Below are 22541 nucleotides of genomic sequence, written 5' to 3'. Positions count from 1 at the left end.
GAAACCAGTAATCAATAAAAAAGCCCCGCCTGATCACTCAGGCGGGGCTTTTTAGTGGTTGCTGGAATCAGGCGAGAGGTTTGCTCTCGTGTTCTGCTTCCTGTGCTGCGGCAGCAGCTGCTGCGGCTTCAGCTTCCTTGCGACGACGACGCACTTCACGTGGATCGTTCGGTGCACGGCCATTTTCGGTCAGGGCGCTGACCGGTGCGGCTTCAACCACTGGCGCTGCCACTTCGGCAGCTACCGGCGCTTCAACTGCGGGTGCAGGTTCTGCGACCGGAGCAGGCTCAACCACTGGGGCTGGCTCGGCAACCACGACTTCGGCAACCGGTGCTGGCGCTTCTTCTACCGCTGGGGCAGATTCTGGCGCTTCAACCGGAGCGGCTGGTTCGGCGGTCCATTGGAAGGCGGTCTGTTCTTCGCGAACTTCACGCACTTCTGGAACGGCTTCGACAACCGGTGCTTCAACCACGGCCTCAGGCTCAACCACAGGTGCCGGCTCAACAACCGTCACTTCGACTTCTGGTTGGGTTTCAGGTGCCTGGGCAACTTCCACTTCCGGAACAACCGGCGCTTCGATTGGGGTAGTGGCTTCGACAACTGGAGCCTCTACGACTGGCGCTTCAACTGCAGGCGCTTCAACAACCGGCGCTTCAACCACTGGGGTCTCGGCAGCAGGTGCTTCAACCGCTACGGTTTCTTCAACAGCAGCAGTGGCACGTTCAGCCTGTTCGTGAGCCTGGGCTTCAGCCGGTGCGCTGATGACCGAGCTGGCAACCGCAGCGGTAACGGCCAGGCCGGCAGCCAGTTCGGCGCCAGTCGGTTCGCTGGTAGCGGCTTCTGCGTTTTCGCCGGTCTCTTCCGAGCCTTCGATCACGTTGCCGTTGGCATCACGTTGACGCTCACGACGGTTGCTGCGACGACGCTGGCCACGGGAGCGGCGGCGTGGACGATCGCCTTCGGCGCCTTCCTGACCGTCTTCCTGCAGTTGCTCTTCGCCGGTCAGCACTTCTTCTTCGCTGGCGGCAGCGGCTTGTTCGGCACGTGGTTGACGCTCTTCACGCGGGGCGCGAGGTTGGCGTTCTTCACGTGGCGCACGCTCTTCACGCGGCTGGCGAGCTGGACGCTCTTCGGTAGCAGCAGCGGCGGCACCGGCTACAGCAGGTGCTGCGTCCAGCGGCTCACGCAGTTCGCGCACACGTTCTTCACGCTCGCCACGTGGCTTGCGGTCTTCACGCGGGGCACGTGGAGTGCGCGGTGCGCGCTCTTCGCGTGGTGCGCGTTCTACGGTCGGGGTTTCTTCACGGGCTTCGCGAGGGGCACGCTCTTCGCGTGGAGCGCGTTCTTCACGCGGTGCACGTTCTTCGCGTGGAGCGCGTTCTTCACGCGGTGCACGTTCTTCGCGCGGCTTGCGCTCTTCGTCACGACGACCATTGCGGTTACGGCTCTGCTGGCGACCGTTGCGACGTTCTTCGTTGCGCGCAGGGCGCTCGGCGGCAGGTTTCTCAACCACAACCGGAGCAGCTGGCTCTTCCTTGGTGGCGAACAGGCTGACCAGCGACTTCACCAGGCCTTTGAACAGGCTTGGCTCAGGCAGGGCGGCCGGTGCGGCAACTGGCGCGGCGACTTCGGTCGGAACCGGTGCGTTGGCGCGGGCCGGCGCGGTCTTGACTGCGGCTTCCTGGCGAACCAGGGTGCGGGTCGCGGCGGCAGGCTGGACTTCTTCCACTTCGGCAGCGGCAGCGGCGATTTCGTAGCTGGACTGGCCGCTGTGGGCTTCCGGGCTGTCGTCACGCAGGCGCTGCACTTCGAAGTGCGGGGTTTCGAGGTGATCGTTCGGCAGGATGACGATACGGGCACGGGTGCGCAGTTCGATCTTGGTGATCGAGTTGCGCTTTTCGTTGAGCAGGAACGCTGCAACCGGGATCGGCACTTGCGCGCGGACTTCTGCGGTGCGGTCTTTCAGGGCTTCTTCTTCGATCAGGCGCAGGATCGCCAGCGACAGCGATTCAACGTCACGGATGATGCCGGTGCCGTTGCAACGCGGGCAGACGATGCCGCTGCTCTCGCCCAGGGATGGACGCAGGCGCTGACGGGACATTTCCAGCAGGCCGAAGCGCGAAATGCGGCCGACCTGTACACGGGCACGGTCAGCTTCCAGGCATTCGCGGACTTTTTCTTCCACGGCGCGCTGGTTCTTGGCCGGGGTCATGTCGATGAAGTCGATCACGATCAGGCCGCCGATGTCACGCAGGCGCAACTGGCGGGCGATTTCTTCAGCCGCTTCCAGGTTGGTCTGCAGGGCGGTTTCTTCGATGTCGCTGCCTTTGGTCGCACGCGCCGAGTTGATGTCGATGGACACCAGGGCTTCGGTCGGGTCGATCACGATGGAGCCACCGGAAGGCAGTTCGACCACGCGCTGGAAGGCGGTCTCGATCTGGCTTTCGATCTGGAAGCGGTTGAACAGCGGAACGCTGTCTTCGTACAGCTTGATCTTGCTGGCGTACTGCGGCATCACCTGGCGGATGAAGGTCAGGGCTTCGTCCTGGGCTTCAACGCTGTCGATCAGCACTTCGCCGATGTCCTGGCGCAGGTAATCGCGGATGGCGCGGATGATCACGTTGCTTTCCTGATAGATCAGGAACGGCGCGGAACGATCCAGGGACGCTTCTTTGATAGCGGTCCACAGTTGCAGCAGGTAGTCGAGGTCCCACTGCATTTCTTCGCTGCTGCGGCCCAGGCCTGCAGTGCGAACGATCAGGCCCATGTCGGCCGGTGCGATCAGGCCGTTCAGCGCTTCACGCAGTTCGTTGCGCTCTTCGCCTTCGATGCGACGGGAAATGCCGCCGGCACGTGGGTTGTTTGGCATCAGGACCAGGTAACGGCCGGCCAGGCTGATGAAGGTGGTCAGGGCTGCGCCCTTGTTGCCACGTTCTTCTTTTTCTACCTGGACGATGACTTCCTGGCCTTCGCTCAGGACGTCCTTAATGTTCACGCGGCCTTCAGGGGCTTTCTTGAAGTATTCGCGGGAGATTTCTTTGAGTGGCAGGAAGCCGTGGCGCTCGGAGCCGAAATCGACAAAGGCAGCCTCAAGGCTTGGTTCGATGCGAGTAATACGGCCTTTATAGATGTTGGCCTTCTTTTGCTCGCGTGCACCGGATTCGATGTCCAGGTCGTAGAGGCGTTGGCCATCTACCAGTGCAACACGCAACTCTTCGGGTTGAGTTGCGTTAATCAGCATTCTTTTCATGTTGTACCGTCGGTTTCCGGGCTGCCGGAAACGGCGTTCGGCACACACGACTTCTCACGGTCGGTGTCAGGTGCGTCAAGAGTGGTTGGCCACTCCAGTGTCCAGCAAAAACCAGCCAATTGGGCCGGTATCGCGACGGACGCGTCCTGCTTGTTAGCGGTGGTGACAAAGGCACCACTTCAACAAAAGCTAAGGTCAGGAGGAGGAATCAACCGGCGACTGTGGACGAGATGAAGCGTCTAAATATAAGCCTAGTGCTACACAGTCCGACGGTTGTGCATCTCCACCCTACACGTATCCCTGATAATTCGGGTGCTGCCGCGCGCAGAATCCGCAGCGGGTTGGCATTTACCGTGTTCTCCAATGGGGAGTCCACGCTCATGGCTAAACAAGACTAGGTGTGGGCGGTTGCGCTCTCACTCAGCTCTTAACAGGCGTTGTTTCCGAAGTATTCGCCGTGGTCTGGTCCAAGACTGACTGCACTTTGTGAACTGGCCGTAAATATCGGCGCAGAATGCGAGTATTCACTCTGCTTTCTGCACTCGCTTCAGGCCTCATGTCACCTGCGCTTGTTACAATCTTGAGCCTTCCAGGGTGGCGAAAGCCCCGTAGGACGGCCTCGCGTCCTGATGAATTGCGATGGTCAGGGCCGGCAGTTTGCCGCAAGTCCTCTGTCCAGGCCGCTTTTGGCGGCGTTCGCGACTATAGCAGCAATGATTAAGTGCTTCAATTCCATAAAAAATTGTTATCATCGCCGCCATGACGACTACCGCCCCCCAGACCCCCAGCGTCCAGCTGCTTGAGGTCTCGCCGGAATATGCCGGCCAACGCATCGACAATTTTCTCCTGGCCAGGCTCAAAGGCGTGCCCAAGACCTTGATTTACCGCATCTTGCGTAAAGGTGAAGTGCGGGTGAACAAGGGCCGGATCAAGCCCGAGTACAAGTTGCAGGCGGGCGATATCGTCCGTGTGCCGCCGGTTCGCGTGCCGGAGCGTGACGAGCCTGTGCCCTTGGCGCAGGGGTTGTTGCAGCGCCTGGAAGCCTCGATTGTCTTCGAAGACAACAAGCTGATCGTGATCAACAAGCCTTGCGGCATTGCGGTTCACGGCGGCAGTGGGCTGAATTTCGGCGTGATCGAAGCCTTTCGTCAGTTGCGCCCGGACGCCAAGGAGCTGGAGCTGGTCCATCGCCTGGACCGCGACACCTCTGGCCTGCTGATGATCGCCAAGAAACGCAGCATGTTGCGCCACCTGCACACCGCCCTGCGTGGCGATGGTGTGGACAAGCGCTACATGGCGCTGGTGCGCGGCAACTGGGCCAGTTCCATCAAGAGCGTCCGTGCGCCGTTGCAGAAGAGCAACCTGCGTTCCGGCGAGCGCATGGTGGAAGTGGACGAGGAGGGCAAAGAGGCCCTGACCCTGTTCAAGGTGCTGCGCCGCTTCGGTGACTTCGCCACCCTGGTCGAGGCCAAGCCGGTGACCGGGCGTACCCACCAGATCCGCGTGCACACCTTGCACGCTGGTCATTGCATCGCTGGCGATACCAAGTACGGCGACGAGGATTTCTCCAAGGAGATCCGCGATCTGGGCGGCAAGCGCCTGTTCCTGCACGCTTACATGCTCACCGTGCCGCTGCCCGATGGTGGCGAGTTGAAGCTGCAGGCGCCGGTCGATGAAATGTGGGCCAAGACCGTGGAGCGCTTGAGTGTCGCACCTTGATTACAAACTGCTGATTTTCGATTGGGACGGCACTCTGGCCAACTCCATTGGCCGGATTGTCGAGTCGATGCATGCGGCGTCGACCCGCTCGGGCTACGCGCTGTGCACCGATCATGCGGTCAAGGGCATTATCGGCCTGGGCCTGCCTGAGGCGATTCGTACCTTGTACCCCGAGATCAGTGACGCCGAACTGGTCACCTTCCGTGATCACTATGCCGATCACTACATCGCCCTGGAGGCCACACCTTCGCCGTTGTTCGACGGTGTGGTGCAGTCTCTGGAGGCGTTCCGCGCCGAGGGTTATCACCTGGCGGTCGCCACCGGCAAGGCGCGTCGCGGGCTGGACCGTGTGCTCAAGGCTCACGGTTGGGAAGATTATTTCGATATCACCCGTGCCGCCGATGAAACTGCCAGCAAGCCTCACCCTCTGATGCTGGAGCAGATCCTGGCCCATTGCGGCGTGTCGCCACGCCAGGCCTTGATGGTGGGTGATGCTTCCTTCGACTTGATGATGGCGCGCAATGCGGGCATGGACAGCGTGGCGGTCAGTTATGGCGCCCAGGCTGCCGAGGCCTTGCAGCAATACGAGCCGCGTCTGACGATCGATCATTTTTCCGAATTGCAGGCCTGGCTCGGCCGGGTCCGATAAGTCTTTGCTGGGGTTGATGGCATGAATGACGAGTGGAAAGCGCCCGAAAAGGCTGAAAGCAGTGATGACAAAAGCTGGAAGCTGCTGGAGAAAACCCTTTTGGCCAGCGTTCAGGAGCAGCGTCGTGCACGGCGTTGGGGGATTTTCTTCAAGTTGCTGACGTTCGTCTGGCTTATCGCCATGCTCGCCTTGTTCAGCCCGCTGATGGACATGGAAAAAAGCGCAACCCGTGGCGCCAATTACACCGCGTTGATCGAAGTGCGCGGGGTGATTGCCGACAAGGAGTCCGCCAGCGCCGACAGCATCGTCAGCAGCCTGCGTGCTGCGTTTGAAGACCCCAAGGTCAAGGGCGTGATCCTGCGCATCAACAGCCCGGGTGGCAGTCCGGTGCAGTCCGGCTATGTGTATGACGAGATTCGCCGTCTGCGTGGCCTGCACCCTGATATCAAGCTGTATGCGGTGATTTCCGACCTGGGGGCTTCGGGTGCTTATTACATCGCCAGTGCTGCTGATCAGATTTACGCCGACAAGGCTAGCCTGGTGGGGTCCATTGGTGTGACGGCGGCCGGTTACGGGTTTGTCGGCACCATGGAGAAACTGGGGGTGGAGCGTCGCACCTACACGTCGGGCGAGCACAAGTCGTTCCTTGATCCGTTCCAGCCGCAGAAGGCTGACGAGACTCAGTTCTGGCAGGGCGTGCTCGACACCACCCATCGCCAGTTCATCGCCAGCGTGAAGCAGGGGCGCGGCGATCGCCTGAAGGACAAGGATCATCCGGAACTGTTCTCTGGGCTGGTGTGGTCGGGCGAGCAGGCGTTGCCGCTGGGTCTGATCGACGGCCTGGGCAGTGCCAGTTCGGTGGCGCGGGATGTGATTGGCGAGAAGGAGCTGGTGGATTTCACGGTGGAAGAATCGCCGTTTGATCGTTTCTCCAAGCGGCTCGGTGCCAGCGTGGCGGAGAAGCTGGCCTTCTATATGGGCTTCCAAGGCCCGACCTTGCGCTGAGCCGCAGGTTACATGTAGATCAAAATGTGGGAGGGGGCTTGCCCCCGATTGCGGTGGGTCAGCTACGGGTTAGTTGGCTGATCCTCTGCTATCGGGGGCAAGCCCCCTCCCACATTTGGTCTTGGTGTGCTCAGGGGGTCTGTACGCCTTCGGCCAGCAGCATATCTACCAGTCGGATCAGTGGCAGGCCTACCAGGCTCGTCGCATCCGGTCCTTCGGTGCTTTGAAACAGGCTCACGCCCAGCCCTTCAGCCTTGAAACTGCCTGCGCAGTCATAGGGCTGCTCTATGCGCAGGTAACGCTCGATGCGTTCAGCGTCCAACTCACGCATGTGCACCGTAAAAGGTACGCAGTCGACCTGGCAGCGGCCTGTCTCGGCATTGAGCAGCGCCAGGCCAGTCAGGAAACTCACACGCTTGCCACTGGCGGCCAACAGTTGTTCGCGAGCGTTTTCGAAGGTGTGCGGTTTGCCGATGATCCGGCCGTCGAGCGCCGCGACCTGGTCGGAGCCTATAATCAAATGCCCTGGATGGCTGGCGGCGAGGGCGCGGGCTTTCTGTTCGGCCAGGCGCTTGACCAGTTCCACGGCGGACTCATTTTCACGGTGGCTTTCGTCGATATCCGGCGAACTGCAGATGAACGGCAGGTGCAGGCGGCTCAGCAATTCCCGGCGATAAACCGAGCTGGATGCGAGTAATAAAGGCAGCATGGGCGTCTCCTCAGGGCTGCCGGGGATTCTAGCGGGGCGACCGGCTGACGCACAGGGCTGAATTTCCTTTGACATGGCTGGGTGCATCCCTATAATGCTGCGCCTATGTTGAATGACCCGATTCCACCTCACGTTGACCCGCGCAAATTGGCTGATCGTGGCACTTCCCTTCAAGGTGAGTTGCTGCTGGCCGATTTGGAGAGACTCTGCGACCCGCTTTCCGACACTGTCGGTACGGTGCAGGCCAAATTCGTTTTTGAACGAGATGAACGTAAGTCTGTGGTAATCCACAGCTTTATCGACACCGAGGTCAAAATGGTTTGCCAGCGTTGTCTTGAGCTGGTCACCCTGCCGATCCACAGCGAGTGCAGTTATGCTGTGGTGAAGGAGGGTGCGAATACCCAGTCGTTGCCGAAAGGTTATGACGTGCTGGAACTGGGCGAAGATCCTTTGGATCTGCATGCACTGATCGAGGAGGAGCTTCTGCTCGCCTTGCCCATTGTGCCTGCTCATCATCCGGAAGAATGCCAGCAGCCGGCGGGTCTCGATGACGAGCCCGAACCGAGCGAGGACGAGGTAACGCGGTCCAACCCGTTCAGTGTATTGGCGCAGTTAAAGCGTGACCCAAACGTTTAGGAGTTAATCAATTATGGCTGTTCAGCAGAACAAAAAATCCCGCTCTGCCCGTGACATGCGTCGTTCGCACGATGCCCTGACGGCGAGCACTCTGTCTGTAGAAAAAACCACCGGTGAAATTCACCTGCGTCACCACGTATCGCCAGAAGGCGTATACCGTGGTCGTAAAGTGATCGACAAGGGCGCTGACGAGTAATCACTTGTCTGCTCTAGTCATCGCGATAGACGCAATGGGCGGGGACTTCGGTCCCCGCAGCATTGTTCAGGCCTGCATTGCCAGCCTGACTGCAACACCCTCGCTGCACCTGACCCTTGTCGGTCAACCCTCCCTACTTGAAGAACTGATTGCCAGCCATCCGGCGGTGGATCGTGCGCGCCTGACGATTACTCCGGCCAGCGAAATCATCACCATGGATGAAAAGCCGGCCTCTGCCCTGCGTGGCAAGCCCGACTCTTCGATGCGCGTGGCGCTGGAGCTGCTGCGTGATGGCAAGGTGCAAGCCTGTGTCAGCGCCGGCAATACCGGGGCGTTGATGGCGTTGTCGCGGTTTGTACTCAAGACCTTGCCCGGCATTGACCGGCCGGCGATGGTGGCGGCAATTCCAACGCAGAAAGGCTATTGCCAACTGCTGGACCTGGGCGCGAACGTCGATTGCAGTGCCGAGCACCTGTTCCAGTTTGCGGTGATGGGCTCGGTGGCCGCCGAGGCGCTGGGCGTGGCCCGCCCGCGGGTGGCGTTGCTGAATATCGGTACCGAAGACATCAAGGGTAACCAGCAGGTCAAGCTGGCCGCCACTTTGCTGCAAGGCGCGCGTGGCTTGAACTACATCGGCTTTGTAGAGGGTGACGGCTTGTATCGCGGTGAGGCGGATGTAGTGGTGTGCGACGGGTTCGTCGGCAATATCCTGCTCAAGTCCAGCGAGGGCCTGGCGACCATGATTGCCACGCGTATCGAGGCTTTGTTCAGGCGGAACCTGGCGTCCCGTCTCGTTGGCGCCCTGGCGCTGCCGTTGATGCGTCGCCTGCAGGCCGACCTGGCCCCGGCGCGGCATAATGGCGCGAGTTTCCTGGGCTTGCAGGGCATTGTGGTGAAAAGCCATGGCTCGGCTGGCGTAGAAGGCTTTCAAAGCGCGATAGCACGGGCCCTGATCGAGATCCAGGAAAACCTGCCGCAACGCTTGCACGGCCGTCTTGAGGACCTGTTGCCTTAGGCGAATCGGCCCGAGAGTGCTTAAATGTGACCGGCCAGTTCAATTGTCCATCCAATCTGTCAGTTTCGTGCGCTCCCACCGTAGGAGTGCGCATTTTTGACGACCAGATCATTAGGGGCTTGTTACATGTCTACATCCCTCGCATTCGTCTTTCCAGGGCAGGGTTCGCAGTCCCTCGGCATGTTGGCCGAGTTGGGCGCGCAATACCCGCTGATCCTGGACACCTTTAAAGAAGCTTCCGACGCCCTCGGTTATGACCTGTGGGCATTGACCCAGCAAGGGCCGGAAGAGCAACTCAATCAAACCGATAAAACCCAGCCGGCCATCCTGACCGCTTCGATCGCCCTGTGGCGCTTGTGGCTGGCGGAAGGCGGCGCGCGTCCTGCATTCGTTGCCGGTCACAGCCTGGGCGAATACAGCGCGCTGGTGGCTGCGGGCAGCCTGACCCTTGGTGAGGCGGTCAAGCTGGTCGAGCGTCGTGGCCAGTTGATGCAAGAGGCCGTTCCGGCCGGGCAGGGCGGCATGGCCGCTATCCTGGGTCTGGACGACGCCGTGGTGATCGAAGCCTGTGCTGAAGCAGCCCAGGGCGAAGTGGTCAGCGCCGTGAACTTCAACTCACCTGGCCAGGTGGTGATCGCCGGTGCCAAGGCGGCTGTTGAACGTGCCATCGAAGGCTGCAAGGCCCGTGGCGCCAAGCGTGCGTTGCCGCTGCCGGTGAGCGTGCCGTCGCACTGCGAGCTGATGCGCCCGGCGGCCGAGCGCTTTGCCGAGTCCATCGCCGCCATCAACTGGCAGGCGCCGCAGATCCCGTTGGTGCAGAACGTCAGCGCAGCCGTGGCTGCCGACCTCGACACCCTCAAGCGCGACCTGCTGGAGCAACTCTACAAGCCCGTACGCTGGGTTGAATCGGTCCAGACCCTGGCGGCCAACGGCGCCACCGAGCTGGTCGAGTGCGGTCCGGGCAAAGTCCTGGCCGGCCTGAACAAGCGCTGCGCCGACGGCGTGTCGACTGCCAACCTCAATACCCCGGATGCCTTCGCTGCCGCTCGCGCGGCACTGGCCTAATCCCCGAACTAAGGAGAAGCCTGCATGAGTCTGCAAGGTAAAGTTGCACTGGTTACCGGCGCAAGCCGTGGCATTGGCCAGGCGATCGCCCTGGAACTGGGCCGTCAGGGCGCCGTTGTGATCGGCACTGCCACGTCCGCTTCGGGCGCCGAGCGTATCGCCGCGACCCTGAAGGAAAATGGCGTGCAAGGCACTGGCCTTGAGCTGAACGTGACCAGCGATGAGTCCGTGGCTGCCGTATTGGCCGAGATCACCGCACAATTCGGTGCGCCGGCGATTCTGGTGAACAACGCCGGTATCACCCGCGATAACCTGATGATGCGCATGAAAGACGACGAGTGGTACGACGTGGTCGACACCAACTTGAACAGTCTGTTTCGCCTGTCCAAGGGCGTTTTGCGCGGTATGACCAAGGCGCGTTGGGGCCGAATTATCAATATTGGCTCCGTAGTGGGTGCCATGGGCAACGCAGGCCAAGTAAACTACGCCTCCGCCAAAGCCGGTCTGGAAGGTTTCAGCCGTGCCTTGGCACGTGAAGTCGGCTCGCGGTCGATTACGGTCAACTCGGTGGCCCCAGGGTTCATCGACACCGATATGACCCGCGAACTGCCGGAAGCACAGCGTGAAGCTTTGCTGACGCAGATTCCGCTGGGCCGTCTGGGCCAGGCTCAAGAGATCGCGAATGTGGTCACTTTCCTGGCATCCGACGGTGCGGCATACGTGACTGGGGCTACAATCCCGGTGAACGGCGGGATGTACATGAGTTAAATTGTGACGGATCGCTTCAAAAAAATGTCATACGAGCTGTCTAAAATCCGTTATAAAGCTGCAACTTAATTTATAGGCAGGTGGCCGACCGGGTACAGGGTGAAGCTTTCAGTTGAAAAGCTGAAATGGCTTTCTATACACTTACCCACTGGCCAGCTGCCTGAATTTGTCCATTAGGAGTTAAACAAGGTATGAGCACCATCGAAGAGCGCGTCAAGAAAATCGTCGCCGAGCAACTGGGCGTTAAAGAAGAAGAAGTGGTCAACACTGCTTCCTTCGTAGAAGACCTGGGTGCCGATTCCCTTGACACCGTTGAGCTGGTGATGGCTCTGGAAGAGGAATTCGAGACCGAAATCCCGGACGAAGAAGCTGAAAAAATCACTACTGTTCAAGCTGCTATCGACTACGTTACTAGCCACCAGGCGTAATAGTTTGTAGTCGTCGCTTGCTGTCAGGGAAAAACCGCACTGCTGTAACGGCGTGCGGTTTTTTCTTTAGCCCTGATGAAAAACAAGCGCTGAAGCAAAAGTGTCGTCATTAGAAAAAGGAGAGTGCTGTGTCGCGTAGACGCGTCGTAGTCACCGGTATGGGTATGTTGTCGCCACTGGGCACGGATGTGCCGAGCAGTTGGCAGGGCATTCTGGCTGGCCGCAGTGGTATTGGTCTGATCGAACACACGGACCTTTCTGCCTATTCCACCCGTTTTGGCGGCTCGGTAAAGGGTTTCAATGTCGAGGAATATCTCTCGGTCAAAGAATCCCGCAAACTCGACCTGTTCATTCAATACGGCTTGGCAGCCGGTTTTCAGGCAGTGCGTAACGCTGGCCTGGAAGTCACCGACGCCAACCGTGATCGCATCGGCGTGGCCATGGGTTCGGGTATTGGCGGTTTGACCAATATCGAAGAAACCAGCCGCACGTTGCACGATTCCGGCCCCCGTCGAATTTCACCGTTCTTCGTTCCGGGCTCGATCATCAACATGATTTCCGGTTTCCTGTCGATCCACTTGGGCGCACAGGGGCCTAACTACGCTATCGCCACGGCGTGCACCACCGGCACGCACTGCATCGGCATGGCTGCACGCAACATCGCTTATGACGAAGCCGACGTGATGATCGCTGGTGGCGCCGAGATGGCGGCCTGCGGTCTCGGCATGGGCGGCTTCGGCGCGTCCCGTGCGCTGTCGACACGCAACGACGAGCCGACCCGCGCCAGCCGTCCATGGGACAAAGGCCGTGACGGTTTCGTCCTGTCAGACGGTGCCGGCGCCCTGGTGCTGGAAGAGTTGGAACACGCCAAGGCGCGTGGCGCCACCATCTACGCCGAGCTGATCGGCTTCGGCATGAGCGGCGATGCTTACCACATGACTTCGCCACCGTCCGACGGTGCCGGTGCTGCGCGTTGCATCACCAACGCCCTGCGTGACGCGAAGGTCAATGCGGACCAGGTGCAGTACATCAACGCCCACGGCACGTCGACTCCGACTGGCGACTTGGCGGAAGCCGAAGCCATCAAGTCGGTGTTCGGCGAGCATGCCTACAAGCTGGCGGTCAGCTCCACCAAATCCATGACCGGCCACTTGTTGGGTGCGGCGGGCGCGGTCGAAGCGATCTTCAGCGTCATGGCCATCAAGGACCAGGTCGCTCCGCCGACCATCAACCTGGATGAGCCGGACGAAGGCTGCGACCTGAACTTCGTGCCCCACGAAGCGCAACCGATGCCGATCGACGTGGTGATCTCCAACTCGTTCGGTTTTGGTGGCACCAACGGTTCCCTGGTGTTCCGCCGGTTCGCTGAGTGATGCACAGCTGGGTCGACGGTCAGCCAGCGGACAGCGTGCCCCTGAAAGATCGCGGCCTGGCGTATGGCGATGGGCTGTTCGAGACCATCGCCGTCAGAGCCGGGCAGCCGGTGCTGCTCGACCGTCACCTGCAACGCCTCGCTGAGGGTTGCAGGCGCCTCGCCTTGGTTGCGGATCATGGGTTGATCCGCAGCGAAGTGCTGGCCTATTCCGCCGCCCTCGGCGACGGTGTCCTCAAGTTGATCCTCACCCGTGGCGACAGCCTGCGCGGTTATGGCATCAACCCTGGCGCGCCGGTGCGCCGTATTTTGCAGGGCAGTCCGCCCGCTACCTATCCTCACGCCCATGCAGTCGACGGCATCCGTCTATTTGCGTGTGCGACCCGCTTGGCCGAGCAGCCGTTGCTGGCCGGTCTCAAGCACCTCAATCGCCTCGAACAGGTAATCGCCCGTGCCGAGTGGCAAGACGCCGAGCACGCTGAAGGCTTGATGCTGGATGTGTCCGGGCGTGTCATCGAGGGCGTGTTCAGCAACCTGTTCCTCGTGCGCAACGGCTTGTTACTAACCGCTGATCTGACCCGTTGCGGCGTTGCCGGCGTGATGCGTGCCGAGATTCTGGCCCAGGCAGATCGACTGGGCCTCCCGGTGGCCGTGGCCCACATCGATCTTGAGCAGTTGCAGCAGGCCGACGAAGTCTTCGTGTGCAACAGCGTTTATGGCATTTGGCCGGTGCGCGGTTGTGCTGGGATGAGCTGGCCGGTTGGGCCGCTCACCCGTAAACTGCAAGGCATTGTTCGCGCGCTATTGGAAATTTGAGTTGATACGAAAACTGGTTGTACTGCTGCTGATCGGTCTGTTCTCGGCGGCTTTGCTGTTGGGCTATGGCGCCTGGAAATACGACGCGGCCCTGAAGCAGCCCTTGAACCTGACTCAGGAGCAATTGCTCGACGTACCGGCCGGGGCGACCCCCACCGGCACCTTCAATCGCCTGGAAGCCGAGGGTGTGCTGGATGGCGCCTTCTGGTTGCGCCTGTACTGGCGCTTCAACCTTGACGGCCAGCCTCTGCACAGCGGCGAATACCGCATGACCCCTGGCATGACGGCGCAAGGCCTGATCGGCCTGTGGCAGCGTGGCGAAGTGGTGCAATACAGCCTGACGCTAGTGGAAGGCTGGAACTTCCGTCAGGTGCGCTCGGCGTTGGCCAAGCATGAAAAGATCGTGCAGACCCTCGCAGGCCTTAGTGACAGCGAAGTCATGGACAAGCTCGGCCACCCCGGCGTGTTTCCCGAAGGGCGATTCTTCCCCGATACCTATCGCTTTGTGCGTGGCATGACCGACGTCGAATTCCTGAAAAAAGCCTACAACCGCCTGGATGATGTCCTCGCCCAGGAGTGGAGCAAGCGCGCTCCCGATGCGCCGTACACCGACCCTTATCAAGCGCTGATCATGGCCTCCCTGGTGGAAAAAGAGACTGGCGTGCCTGAAGAGCGTGGGCAGATCGCCGGGGTATTTGTGCGTCGCCTGAAAATCGGCATGCTGTTGCAGACCGACCCAACAGTGATCTACGGCCTGGGCGAGCGCTACAACGGCAAGTTGACCCGCGCCCACCTCAAGGAAGCCAACCCTTACAACACCTATATGGTCGCCGGCCTGCCGCCGACGCCCATCGCCATGGTCGGCCGCGAGGCGATTCATGCCGCGCTGAACCCGGTGCCGGGCAGCAGCCTGTATTTTGTTGCCCGAGGTGATGGCAGCCATATTTTCTCTGATGATCTGGATGCGCATAATGCCGCCGTGCGGGAGTTCCAGCTCAAGCGCCGCGCCGATTATCGCTCCAGCCCGGCGCCAGTGGTGAAGCCTGCGGAAGATGCAACGCCGCCGGCCGATGTGCCCGTTGAAAAGCCGGCCGAGTCTGCGCCAGATGTTGAAGCGCCGCAAAACCCGCAATAATTCTGACTAAGGACTGCCTGTGACTGGCTTGTTTATAACCCTGGAAGGCCCCGAAGGCGCCGGCAAAAGCACCAACCGTGATTACCTGGCTGGGCGTCTGCGCAGCGAAGGCATTGAGGTGGTGTTGACCCGTGAGCCCGGTGGCACGCCGCTGGCCGAGCGTATCCGCGAAGTGCTGCTGGCGCCAGGTGAAGAGCAGATGAACCCGGACACCGAGCTGCTGCTGGTGTTCGCCGCCCGTGCCCAGCACCTGGCCGAAGTGATTCGTCCGGCCCTGGCACGCGGTGCCGTGGTGATCTGCGACCGGTTCACCGACTCCACCTATGCCTACCAGGGCGGTGGTCGGGGCCTGTCCCTGGAACGCATCGCCACCCTGGAAACCTTCGTTCAAGGCGACCTGCGCCCTGATCTGACCCTGGTCTTCGACCTGCCGGTGGAAGTGGGCCTGGCTCGCGCCAGCGCCCGGGGTCGCCTGGATCGCTTCGAGCTGGAAGGCCAGGCCTTCTTTGACGCCGTACGCACCGCGTTCCTCAAGCGTGCCGCGGCCGAACCTGCGCGCTACTACCTGCTGGACGCCGCCCAACCGCTGGCCCAGGTGCAGCACGCCATCGACGCGCTGTTGCCGACACTGCTGGAGCGCGCCCGTGGCTGAAGCCTACCCGTGGCAGGACAGCCTGTGGCAACAACTGGCCGGCCGCGCGCAGCACGCCCACGCCTACCTGTTGCATGGGCCGGCCGGGATCGGCAAGCGTGACCTGGCCGAGCGCCTCATGGCCAGCCTGCTGTGCCAGCGCCCGGTCAGCCTGGAAGCTTGCGGCGAGTGCAAGTCCTGCCTGCTGCTCAAGGCCGGCAGTCATCCGGATAACTACCTGTTGGAGCCCGAGGAGGCCGACAAGGCGATCAAGGTCGACCAGGTGCGCGACCTCGTCAGCTTCGTGGTGCAGACCGCGCAGATGGGCGGGCGCAAGGTCGTGTTGATCGAACCGGTGGAGGCGATGAACATCAACGCCGCCAACGCCTTGCTCAAGAGCCTCGAAGAGCCGTCCGGCGATACCGTGCTGTTGCTGGTCAGCCACCAGTCCAGCCGTTTGTTGCCGACCATCCGCAGCCGTTGTGTACAGCAGGCGTGCCCGCTGCCGAGCGAGGCCATGAGCCTCGAATGGCTCGCGCAGGCGTTGCCGGACTGCGGTCAGGACGAGCGGGTCGAACTGCTGACCCTGGCGGCCGGTTCGCCGTTGGCGGCGGTCAAGCTGCAAGCCCAGGGCGTGCGTGAGCAACGCGCGCTGGTGGTGGAAGGCGTGAAGAAACTTATCAAGCAGGAAGTGTCCGCCACTCAACTGGCCGAAAGCGCCTGGAAGGACATTCCCCTGCTGCTGCTGTTTGACTGGTTCTGCGACTGGTCGAGCCTGATCCTGCGCTACCAGCTGACCCAGGATGAAAACGGCCTGGGCCTGCCGGACATGCGCAAAGTGGTGCAGTACCTGGCGCAGAAAAGTGCCCAGGAGAAGGTGCTGACGATCCAGGACTGGATCCTCGCCCAGCGCCAGAAGGTACTCGGCAAGGCCAACCTTAACCGCGTGCTGTTGCTTGAGGCGCTGCTGGTGCAGTGGGTTGGCTTGCTCGGCCGCCGTTAAATTCTGTGGCCGACAGGTGTATCGTCGGCCAGACACTTTTCGTGACTGAAGTTGTAGATCCCTATGCTCGTAGATTCCCATTGCCACCTCGATCGCCTTGACCTGACCCAGCACGGCGGTTCCCTTGATGCTGCCCTCGAAGCCGCGCGCCAGCGCGGAGTAGGGCACTTCCTGTGCATCGGCGTCAGCGCGGAAAACGCGGCCGACGTCAAGGCCCTGGCTGATCGCTACGCTGATGTGGATTGCTCGGTGGGCATTCACCCGCTGGACCTGAAGCCTGGCGAAGCCCCTGCCCTCGACTGGCTGCTGACTGAGCTCAATCACCCGCGCGTAGTGGCCATCGGCGAAACTGGCCTGGATTACCACTACGAGCCCGAAGCCGCCGAGTTGCAGCAGGCTTCGTTCCGCCTGCACTTGCAAGCCGCCCAGCAGACCGGCAAACCGGTGATCGTCCACACCCGTGGCGCCCGTGCCGACACCCTGACCCTGCTGCGCGAAGCCGCGCTGCCCCAAGCCGGCGTGTTGCATTGCTTCACCGAGGACTGGGACATGGCCAAGGCGGCCCTGGACCTGGGGTTCTACATTTCCCTGTCGGGCATCGTCACCTTCCGCAACGCCGACGCCCTGCGCGACGTTGCGCGCCAAGTGCCGGCCGACCGCTTGCTGGTGGAAACCGACTCGCCGTACCTGGCGCCGATTCCTCATCGCGGCAAGCCAAACCTGCCCGAGTACGTGCGTGATGTGGCGGATTACCTGGCAATGCTGCGTGGCGAGTCCTACGAGCGTTTTGCCGAGCAGACCACCGAGAACTTCAAACGCCTGTTCCCGCTGGCTCACGTCGCTGGCTGACGCGGCCAAATCCCAGGCAAAAAAAACCCGGGTTCTGGGGGGTGAATCCGGGCTAAGACCATTAGGAGTAAAACAAGGGTACGCGGTCCGTTGGTACCCAGATCGGCGCGTCACTTGGGGGAGATGTCACGCCGACAGTTCAAGTATTGATCAGTATCCGATTCAGTCCAGTCGCGACTGGTCGTTTTTTAAACAGATTTGGAATACGCGCGCTTCGCTTGAGTTCTCATTGGGCAGGTGCACGGCGGCGGTTGTTGCGTATTATTTCTGACTGAGATCCATCAAAACGTTGGCGCGCTGAAAGTAAAGTGCGTTTGCGGTTCACATAGGCATTGCCCAGCGACCGTTCAGTCGGGATAATCCCTCGCACCGGGTAAATCGTATCGCCGCGTATCCGTGGCCGTGCGTAACCCTCCCTATTTTGACCTTTGCAGACCTCTTCCTCATGCACAAAGAACCCCGTAAGGTCCGTGAGTTTCGCCGCCGTGAGCAGGAAATTCTCGACACCGCCCTCAAGCTGTTCCTCGAACAGGGTGAAGACAGCGTCACCGTCGAGATGATCGCGGATGCCGTGGGTATCGGCAAAGGCACGATCTACAAGCACTTCAAGTCCAAGGCCGAGATCTATCTGCGCCTGATGCTCGACTACGAGCGCGACTTGAACGAACTGCTGCATTCGGCCGACGTGGACAAGGACAAGGAAGCCCTGTCCCGCGCCTATTTCGAGTTCCGCATGCGTGACCCGCAACGCTATCGCCTGTTCGACCGTCTGGAAGAGAAGGTGGTCAAGGGGCATCAGGTGCCGGAGATGGTCGAGGAACTGCACAAGATCCGTGCATCGAACTTCGAACGCCTGACCCTGTTGATCAAGGGGCGCATCAGCGAAGGCAAGCTTGAAGACGTGCCGCCGTATTTCCACTACTGCGCCGCCTGGGCGTTGGTGCACGGCGCCGTGGCGCTGTATCACTCGCCGTTCTGGAGTAATGTGCTGGAAGATCAGGAAGGCTTCTTCCAGTTTCTGATGGACATCGGTGTGCGCATGGGCAACAAGCGCAAGCACAGCACCGAGCAGCCGCCGCTGGAATCGCCTTCCACGTAATGATTTGCTGCCACGCGTAGTACCCCAGGAATATACTCAGGCAAGGACTCTTGCTAAAAGCTGATTTATCAGTCAGCTTTTAGCGCGCCCGAATCATCCTCTGCCGGAGTGATCCATGATCGTTGATCGTCAAGGCAGGCGTTTTCGCAATTTGCGGATCAGCCTGACCTCAGCCTGCAATTACGCGTGTACCTACTGCGTGCCGAATGGCAAGCGGCTGGTGGCTGCCCAGGACGAACTCTCGGCCGAGGCCATGGCTCGTGGCGTGGCTTATCTGATCGAGGCCGCCGGCATCGACCGCCTGCGCATCACCGGCGGTGAACCGCTGGTCAGCCCCAAGCTAGAAGCCTTCATGGGCGCCGTCGGGCAGATGGGCCTCAGTGACATCAGCCTGACCACCAATGGCCAACTGCTGGCGCGCAAACTGCCGCTGTTGGTGGACGCCGGGATCAAGCGCATCAACGTCTCCCTCGATACCCTGGATGCGGATGCCTTCCGCAGCATCGCCCGTGGCGGCGACTTGGCCACCGTGCTCGACGGCATGGACCAGGCCCGCGCTGCCGGAATCAAGATCAAGGTCAACATGGTGCCGTTGCGCGGCCAGAACCTCGACCAAGTGATGCCGCTGCTCGATTACTGCCTGGAGCGTGGTTATGAACTGCGCTTTATCGAGTTGATGCGCATGGGCCATCTGGCCAAGGACTCCAACGCGTTCCTGCAGCAGTTTGTCAGCCTGCAACAGCTGCTGGGTTTGATCGGTGAGCAGCATGAATACCTGCAAGCCAATGCGCCTGTGGATGCCACTGCCGTACGCTACGAAATCCCCGGTAAAGGCTTCTTTGGTGTGATTGCCAACGAAAGCGTGCCGTTCTGCCGGACCTGTTCGCGGTTGCGGTTGTCGTCCACCGGCTGGTTGCATGGTTGCCTGTCGTCGAGCAACCGTCACTATGTCGGTGACCTGCTGGACAAACCCCGCCATCAAGCGCTGCCAGCGCTGCAGGGCCTGTTGATGAAGGCCTTGGGCGACAAGCAGGAAGTTGCCTTCTCCGGCGGCGCGACCATCATGAAGATTATTGGCGGCTGACGCCGAGCTTGAAGCTTGTAGCTGCTCCCCTGGCCCAGAACCTGCATCTCACGCCCATTCGCCGGTTTTCCGTCACCGGCTTCTGGAGGATTAGGATGCGTAGTCTGGTTTTGTTGCTGGCGTCGTTGACGCTGAGTGGTTGCATGACCGTCAGCGATATGGCCGAAGGCACCCGCTATCAGATGAGCGATGCCGGTTTGCTGGACCACAGCGATACCCGTCGCACCGCCTCGGTTCGCATACAGCCGGACTCTTTCGTGTTTATCGCCCAAGGTGCCTTTGTGCCGCCGGGCAGCGCTTATCCGCGTCCAAACGTGGTGGCCGAGGAAGCCTTCAACGGTTTCATCGAATATTTCCCCATGGTGCGTCGCGCCCGTCAGCCGGAAGGTCTGGAGCAGGCAATGTCCGAAGCCCGTGCGGCCGGCGCTCACTACCTGCTGTACTGCCGTTTCGCCAAGGCGGATGACCGTATCGGCAACGCCGATGAGTGGGCCGACCAGGAAGCCCTCGACCGTGTCGGGCTGGACAGCGGGGTCATCCAGATCATGTTGATCGAGACCAGCACCCAGTATTTGATCGATACTGCACGTATTCGCAGTCGTGGTGGTTTACTGACGTTCCACGACAACAAGCCACAAGATCTGATTGCCCGTCCACTGCGCCAGTACGCCCGCAGCCTGCTGGGCATGAGTGATCAATAAGCACCAGGAGAGCCCCATGACCGATTCCGCCAAGGCTAACGATCTGTTGGCCCAACTGCCCAAGGGCAAGGGACCGGCGCCGGTACACCTGTGGAACCCGGACTTCTGCGGCAACATCGACATGCGCATCGCCCGCGACGGCACCTGGTTCTATCAGGGCACGCCGATCGGGCGCAAGCCAATGGTCAAGTTATTCTCCAACATCATCCGCCGCGAAGGCGATGACTACTTCCTGGTCACTCCCGTGGAAAAGGTCGGCATCAGCGTCGATGATGCGCCGTTCGTGGCGGTAACGCTGGAGGTCGAAGGGCAGGGCGAAGGCCAGGTTCTGCGCTTTACCACCAACGTGGACGATCAGGTCGAAGCGGGCCTTGAACACCCCTTGCGGGTAGTGATCGATCCGGTCACCCAGGAACCTGCGCCCTATCTGCGGGTGCGCACCAACCTCGAAGCCCTGGTGCACCGCAACGCGTTCTACCAATTGGTGGAGTTGGCGGTGAGCCGTCCGATCAACGGTCAGAACTGGCTGGGCGTCTGGAGCGGCGGGGAGTTTTTCCGTATCGGCCTGGAGCCTTGAAGCCGGTTTTTTCATCTCCCTGAAATAATTCGCTTGCTGCAAACGGCCGCTTTCGGTTATCAATTTGTACATGATTAGACATGTTCGATTTGATAAGAAAAAACGCGTCGTCGACGAGCTCATCCGCCGCATCGAGGGTGGAGTGATGGCCGACGGTTTCCTGCTGCCGGGCGAGCACCAACTGGCCGAAGAGTTCGCGGTCAGCCGCGGCACCCTGCGCGAAGCCCTCGCCGAACTCAAGCGACGCAACTACATCGCGACCCAGAGCGGCGTCGGCTCCATCGTCACGTTTGACGGTATGGTGCTCGACCAACGCAGCGGTTGGGCCCAGGCCCTGGCCGACACAGGCGCGCGGGTGAAGACCGACATCCTGCGCCTGGAAGCGGTCACCCGCCCGGACCTGTTCAGCCGTTTCGGCACCGATCAGTTCATCGCCCTTGATCGCCGCCGCCGCACCGCCGACGGCACGGCGGTGTCCCTGGAACGTTCGCTGATGCCCGCGTCCGGCGGCCTGGAGAGCCTGCCAAACGTGGGACTGATCGATAACTCCCTGACCATCACCCTGGCCGCCTACGGTTACGTCGGCGCCGAAGGGGACCAATGGATCGGCGCCGAACCCCTCAGCGATGAAGATGCAGAATTGCTTGGTCGCCCCGCAGGCACGGTGTTCCTCAAGGCGTCGCGTACCACCTATGACCGTCGCGAGCGTTTCATGGAGTACGTCGAAAGCTTGCTCGATCCACTGCACTTTCGCCTGCACCTCCAGTTTGGAAACTCGAAATGACCCCGCACAACCGCGCCCTCGGCGCCTTCTACGGCTTGGCCTTGGGCGATGCCCTGGGTATGCCGACCCAGTCCTTGAGCCGCGAGCAGGTCCGGGCGCGTTTCGGTGCCATCACTGGCCTGGAAGATGCCGACGCCGACCAGCCGATCGCGCCGAACATGCCCGCCGGTTCCATCACCGATGACACCGAGCAGGCGATCCTGGTGGGTGAATTGCTGGTGGAAGGACAGGGCGTCATCGAACCGACGGTGCTCGCCCAGCGTTTGATCGACTGGGAAGCAGTGATGCGCGCCAAGGGCTCGCAGGATTTGCTCGGCCCCTCCACCAAGCGTGCGATCGACATGATCCTCGCCGGTCACACGCCGGAAGAGTCCGGCCGCTACGGCACCACCAACGGCGCTGCGATGCGCATCACCCCGGTGGGGATCGCCGCCGACGTCAGCGACCCGGCGCGATTTATCCAGGCGGTGATCCAGGCCTGTCAGGTCACCCATAACACCACCCTGGGGATTTCCAGTGCGGCGGCGGTGGCTGCGGTGGTGTCGGCCGGCATCAACGGCGTGGACCTGGGCGAAGCACTCAACATCGGCACCCAGATTGCCCAGCAGGCTGAAGGCCATGGTCACTGGATTGCCGGCGGGCGTATTTCCACGCGCATCAGTTGGGCACGCACTTTGAGCGTCGGCAGTGGCGACAAGGCCCTGTTCGCCGACCTGCTGTATGAATTGATCGGTACTTCCGTCGCGTCCCAGGAGTCGGTGGTGGTGTCGTTTGCCCTGGCCCAGCAAGTGGCGGTGGGTGAGATGAGTGCGTTGGAGGCCTTGTGCCTGGCCGCCAGCCTTGGCGGTGACACAGACACGATTGCCGCCATTCTCGGCGCCATGCTGGGTGCGTGCTTGGGCATGCAGTGCTGGCCTGACGCGATGATCGAACAGGTCAAAGAGGTCAATGGCCTGGAGTTGCAGCCGCTGGTTCAAGAGCTGTTGAAAATGCGTTGAGTCAGGACGACCGGAAACACGATTCGCTTTGTACCCCTGCCACAACCACAAC

23 protein-coding genes are annotated in these 22541 nt (G+C 61.1%); 21 read left to right on the top strand and 2 right to left on the bottom strand.

Annotation, left to right across the window (positions count from 1 at the left end; translation table 11 throughout):
* Positions 1-67 precede the first annotated feature (67 nt).
* Positions 68-3241, bottom strand: coding sequence for a ribonuclease E (rne, locus tag WH299_RS00385; RefSeq protein ID WP_339549364.1), 3174 nt, complete (start codon positions 3239-3241; stop codon positions 68-70).
* A 768-nt stretch (positions 3242-4009) separates the two neighbouring features.
* Between rne and rluC the strand changes: the two genes are divergently transcribed.
* From rluC to WH299_RS00370, 3 genes are read left to right on the top strand one after another with little or no spacing between them, the layout of a single operon-like run.
* Entirely contained in the window at positions 4010-4969 is a 960-nt protein-coding gene (gene rluC / locus WH299_RS00380; RefSeq protein ID WP_028617584.1) for a 23S rRNA pseudouridine(955/2504/2580) synthase RluC, read from the top strand.
* On the top strand, positions 4956-5618 hold the full coding sequence (locus WH299_RS00375) for an HAD-IA family hydrolase (protein WP_068937479.1): 663 nt from the start codon (positions 4956-4958) through the stop codon (positions 5616-5618). Before rluC ends, WH299_RS00375 begins: the two co-directional genes overlap by 14 nt.
* Before the next feature lie 21 nt (positions 5619-5639).
* Positions 5640-6623, top strand: coding sequence for a S49 family peptidase (locus WH299_RS00370; protein ID WP_339549363.1), 984 nt, complete (start codon positions 5640-5642; stop codon positions 6621-6623).
* A 130-nt stretch (positions 6624-6753) separates the two neighbouring features.
* On the opposite strand, the gene WH299_RS00365 is transcribed toward WH299_RS00370, so the two are convergent.
* Positions 6754-7332 carry a Maf family protein gene (locus tag WH299_RS00365; RefSeq protein WP_122726444.1) on the bottom strand — a complete coding sequence of 193 codons (579 nt, stop codon included), beginning with the start codon at positions 7330-7332 and terminating at the stop codon, positions 6754-6756.
* A gap of 105 nt (positions 7333-7437) precedes the next feature.
* Between WH299_RS00365 and WH299_RS00360 the strand changes: the two genes are divergently transcribed.
* From WH299_RS00360 to WH299_RS00275, 18 genes are all read left to right on the top strand, one after another.
* A complete protein-coding gene (locus tag WH299_RS00360; protein WP_010566563.1) occupies positions 7438-7968 on the top strand; it encodes a YceD family protein in 531 nt (176 codons plus the stop codon).
* A gap of 13 nt (positions 7969-7981) precedes the next feature.
* Complete coding sequence (gene rpmF / locus WH299_RS00355) at positions 7982-8164, top strand: 50S ribosomal protein L32 (protein ID WP_008152339.1); 183 nt, start codon at positions 7982-7984, stop codon at positions 8162-8164.
* 4 nt (positions 8165-8168) lie between these two features.
* Positions 8169-9179 carry a phosphate acyltransferase PlsX gene (gene plsX / locus WH299_RS00350; protein ID WP_122726446.1) on the top strand — a complete coding sequence of 337 codons (1011 nt, stop codon included), beginning with the start codon at positions 8169-8171 and terminating at the stop codon, positions 9177-9179.
* 126 nt (positions 9180-9305) lie between these two features.
* Positions 9306-10244, top strand: a complete 939-nt coding sequence (gene fabD, locus WH299_RS00345; protein WP_021491483.1) for an ACP S-malonyltransferase — start codon at positions 9306-9308, stop codon at positions 10242-10244.
* Positions 10245-10268: 24 nt separating this feature from the next.
* A complete protein-coding gene (fabG, locus tag WH299_RS00340; protein ID WP_005790544.1) occupies positions 10269-11012 on the top strand; it encodes a 3-oxoacyl-ACP reductase FabG in 744 nt (247 codons plus the stop codon).
* 191 nt (positions 11013-11203) lie between these two features.
* Positions 11204-11440 carry an acyl carrier protein gene (acpP, locus tag WH299_RS00335; protein WP_003175607.1) on the top strand — a complete coding sequence of 79 codons (237 nt, stop codon included), beginning with the start codon at positions 11204-11206 and terminating at the stop codon, positions 11438-11440.
* 128 nt (positions 11441-11568) lie between these two features.
* The gene (gene fabF, locus WH299_RS00330) at positions 11569-12813 is read left to right on the top strand and encodes a beta-ketoacyl-ACP synthase II (RefSeq protein ID WP_058427473.1); all 1245 of its coding nucleotides are present in this window, start codon (positions 11569-11571) and stop codon (positions 12811-12813) included.
* Complete coding sequence (gene pabC, locus WH299_RS00325) at positions 12813-13628, top strand: aminodeoxychorismate lyase (RefSeq protein WP_339549362.1); 816 nt, start codon at positions 12813-12815, stop codon at positions 13626-13628. Before fabF ends, pabC begins: the two co-directional genes overlap by 1 nt.
* Position 13629: 1 nt before the next feature.
* Positions 13630-14763 (top strand): endolytic transglycosylase MltG, encoded by a 1134-nt coding sequence (mltG, locus tag WH299_RS00320; RefSeq protein WP_068935421.1) that lies wholly within the window; start codon positions 13630-13632, stop codon positions 14761-14763.
* Between the two features lie 19 nt (positions 14764-14782).
* On the top strand, positions 14783-15415 hold the full coding sequence (tmk, locus tag WH299_RS00315) for a dTMP kinase (protein WP_126570513.1): 633 nt from the start codon (positions 14783-14785) through the stop codon (positions 15413-15415).
* Positions 15408-16397 (top strand): DNA polymerase III subunit delta', encoded by a 990-nt coding sequence (locus WH299_RS00310; protein WP_123474572.1) that lies wholly within the window; start codon positions 15408-15410, stop codon positions 16395-16397. The genes tmk and WH299_RS00310 overlap by 8 nt, the downstream gene beginning before the upstream one ends.
* 63 nt (positions 16398-16460) lie before the next feature.
* Positions 16461-17246, top strand: a complete 786-nt coding sequence (locus tag WH299_RS00305) for a TatD family hydrolase (protein WP_016979742.1) — start codon at positions 16461-16463, stop codon at positions 17244-17246.
* Between the two features lie 445 nt (positions 17247-17691).
* Entirely contained in the window at positions 17692-18345 is a 654-nt protein-coding gene (locus WH299_RS00300) for a TetR/AcrR family transcriptional regulator (protein WP_016979740.1), read from the top strand.
* A 115-nt stretch (positions 18346-18460) separates the two neighbouring features.
* Complete coding sequence (locus WH299_RS00295) at positions 18461-19429, top strand: GTP 3',8-cyclase MoaA (protein ID WP_122726459.1); 969 nt, start codon at positions 18461-18463, stop codon at positions 19427-19429.
* A gap of 95 nt (positions 19430-19524) precedes the next feature.
* Positions 19525-20130, top strand: a complete 606-nt coding sequence (locus WH299_RS00290) for a DUF4823 domain-containing protein (RefSeq protein WP_016979738.1) — start codon at positions 19525-19527, stop codon at positions 20128-20130.
* A gap of 16 nt (positions 20131-20146) precedes the next feature.
* Positions 20147-20707, top strand: a complete 561-nt coding sequence (locus WH299_RS00285; RefSeq protein ID WP_122726461.1) for a DUF1285 domain-containing protein — start codon at positions 20147-20149, stop codon at positions 20705-20707.
* A gap of 70 nt (positions 20708-20777) precedes the next feature.
* Positions 20778-21491 (top strand): GntR family transcriptional regulator, encoded by a 714-nt coding sequence (locus tag WH299_RS00280; RefSeq protein WP_126570516.1) that lies wholly within the window; start codon positions 20778-20780, stop codon positions 21489-21491.
* The gene (locus WH299_RS00275) at positions 21488-22489 is read left to right on the top strand and encodes an ADP-ribosylglycohydrolase family protein (RefSeq protein ID WP_339496359.1); all 1002 of its coding nucleotides are present in this window, start codon (positions 21488-21490) and stop codon (positions 22487-22489) included. Before WH299_RS00280 ends, WH299_RS00275 begins: the two co-directional genes overlap by 4 nt.
* The last annotated feature ends 52 nt before the right edge of the window (positions 22490-22541 follow it).

This window comes from Pseudomonas sp. MYb541 (assembly GCF_037479595.1).
GTDB classification, from domain to species: domain Bacteria; phylum Pseudomonadota; class Gammaproteobacteria; order Pseudomonadales; family Pseudomonadaceae; genus Aquipseudomonas; species Aquipseudomonas canadensis.
The sequence above is the reverse complement of the archived record's forward strand: the minus strand, read 5'-3'. Positions and strand labels throughout refer to the sequence as shown.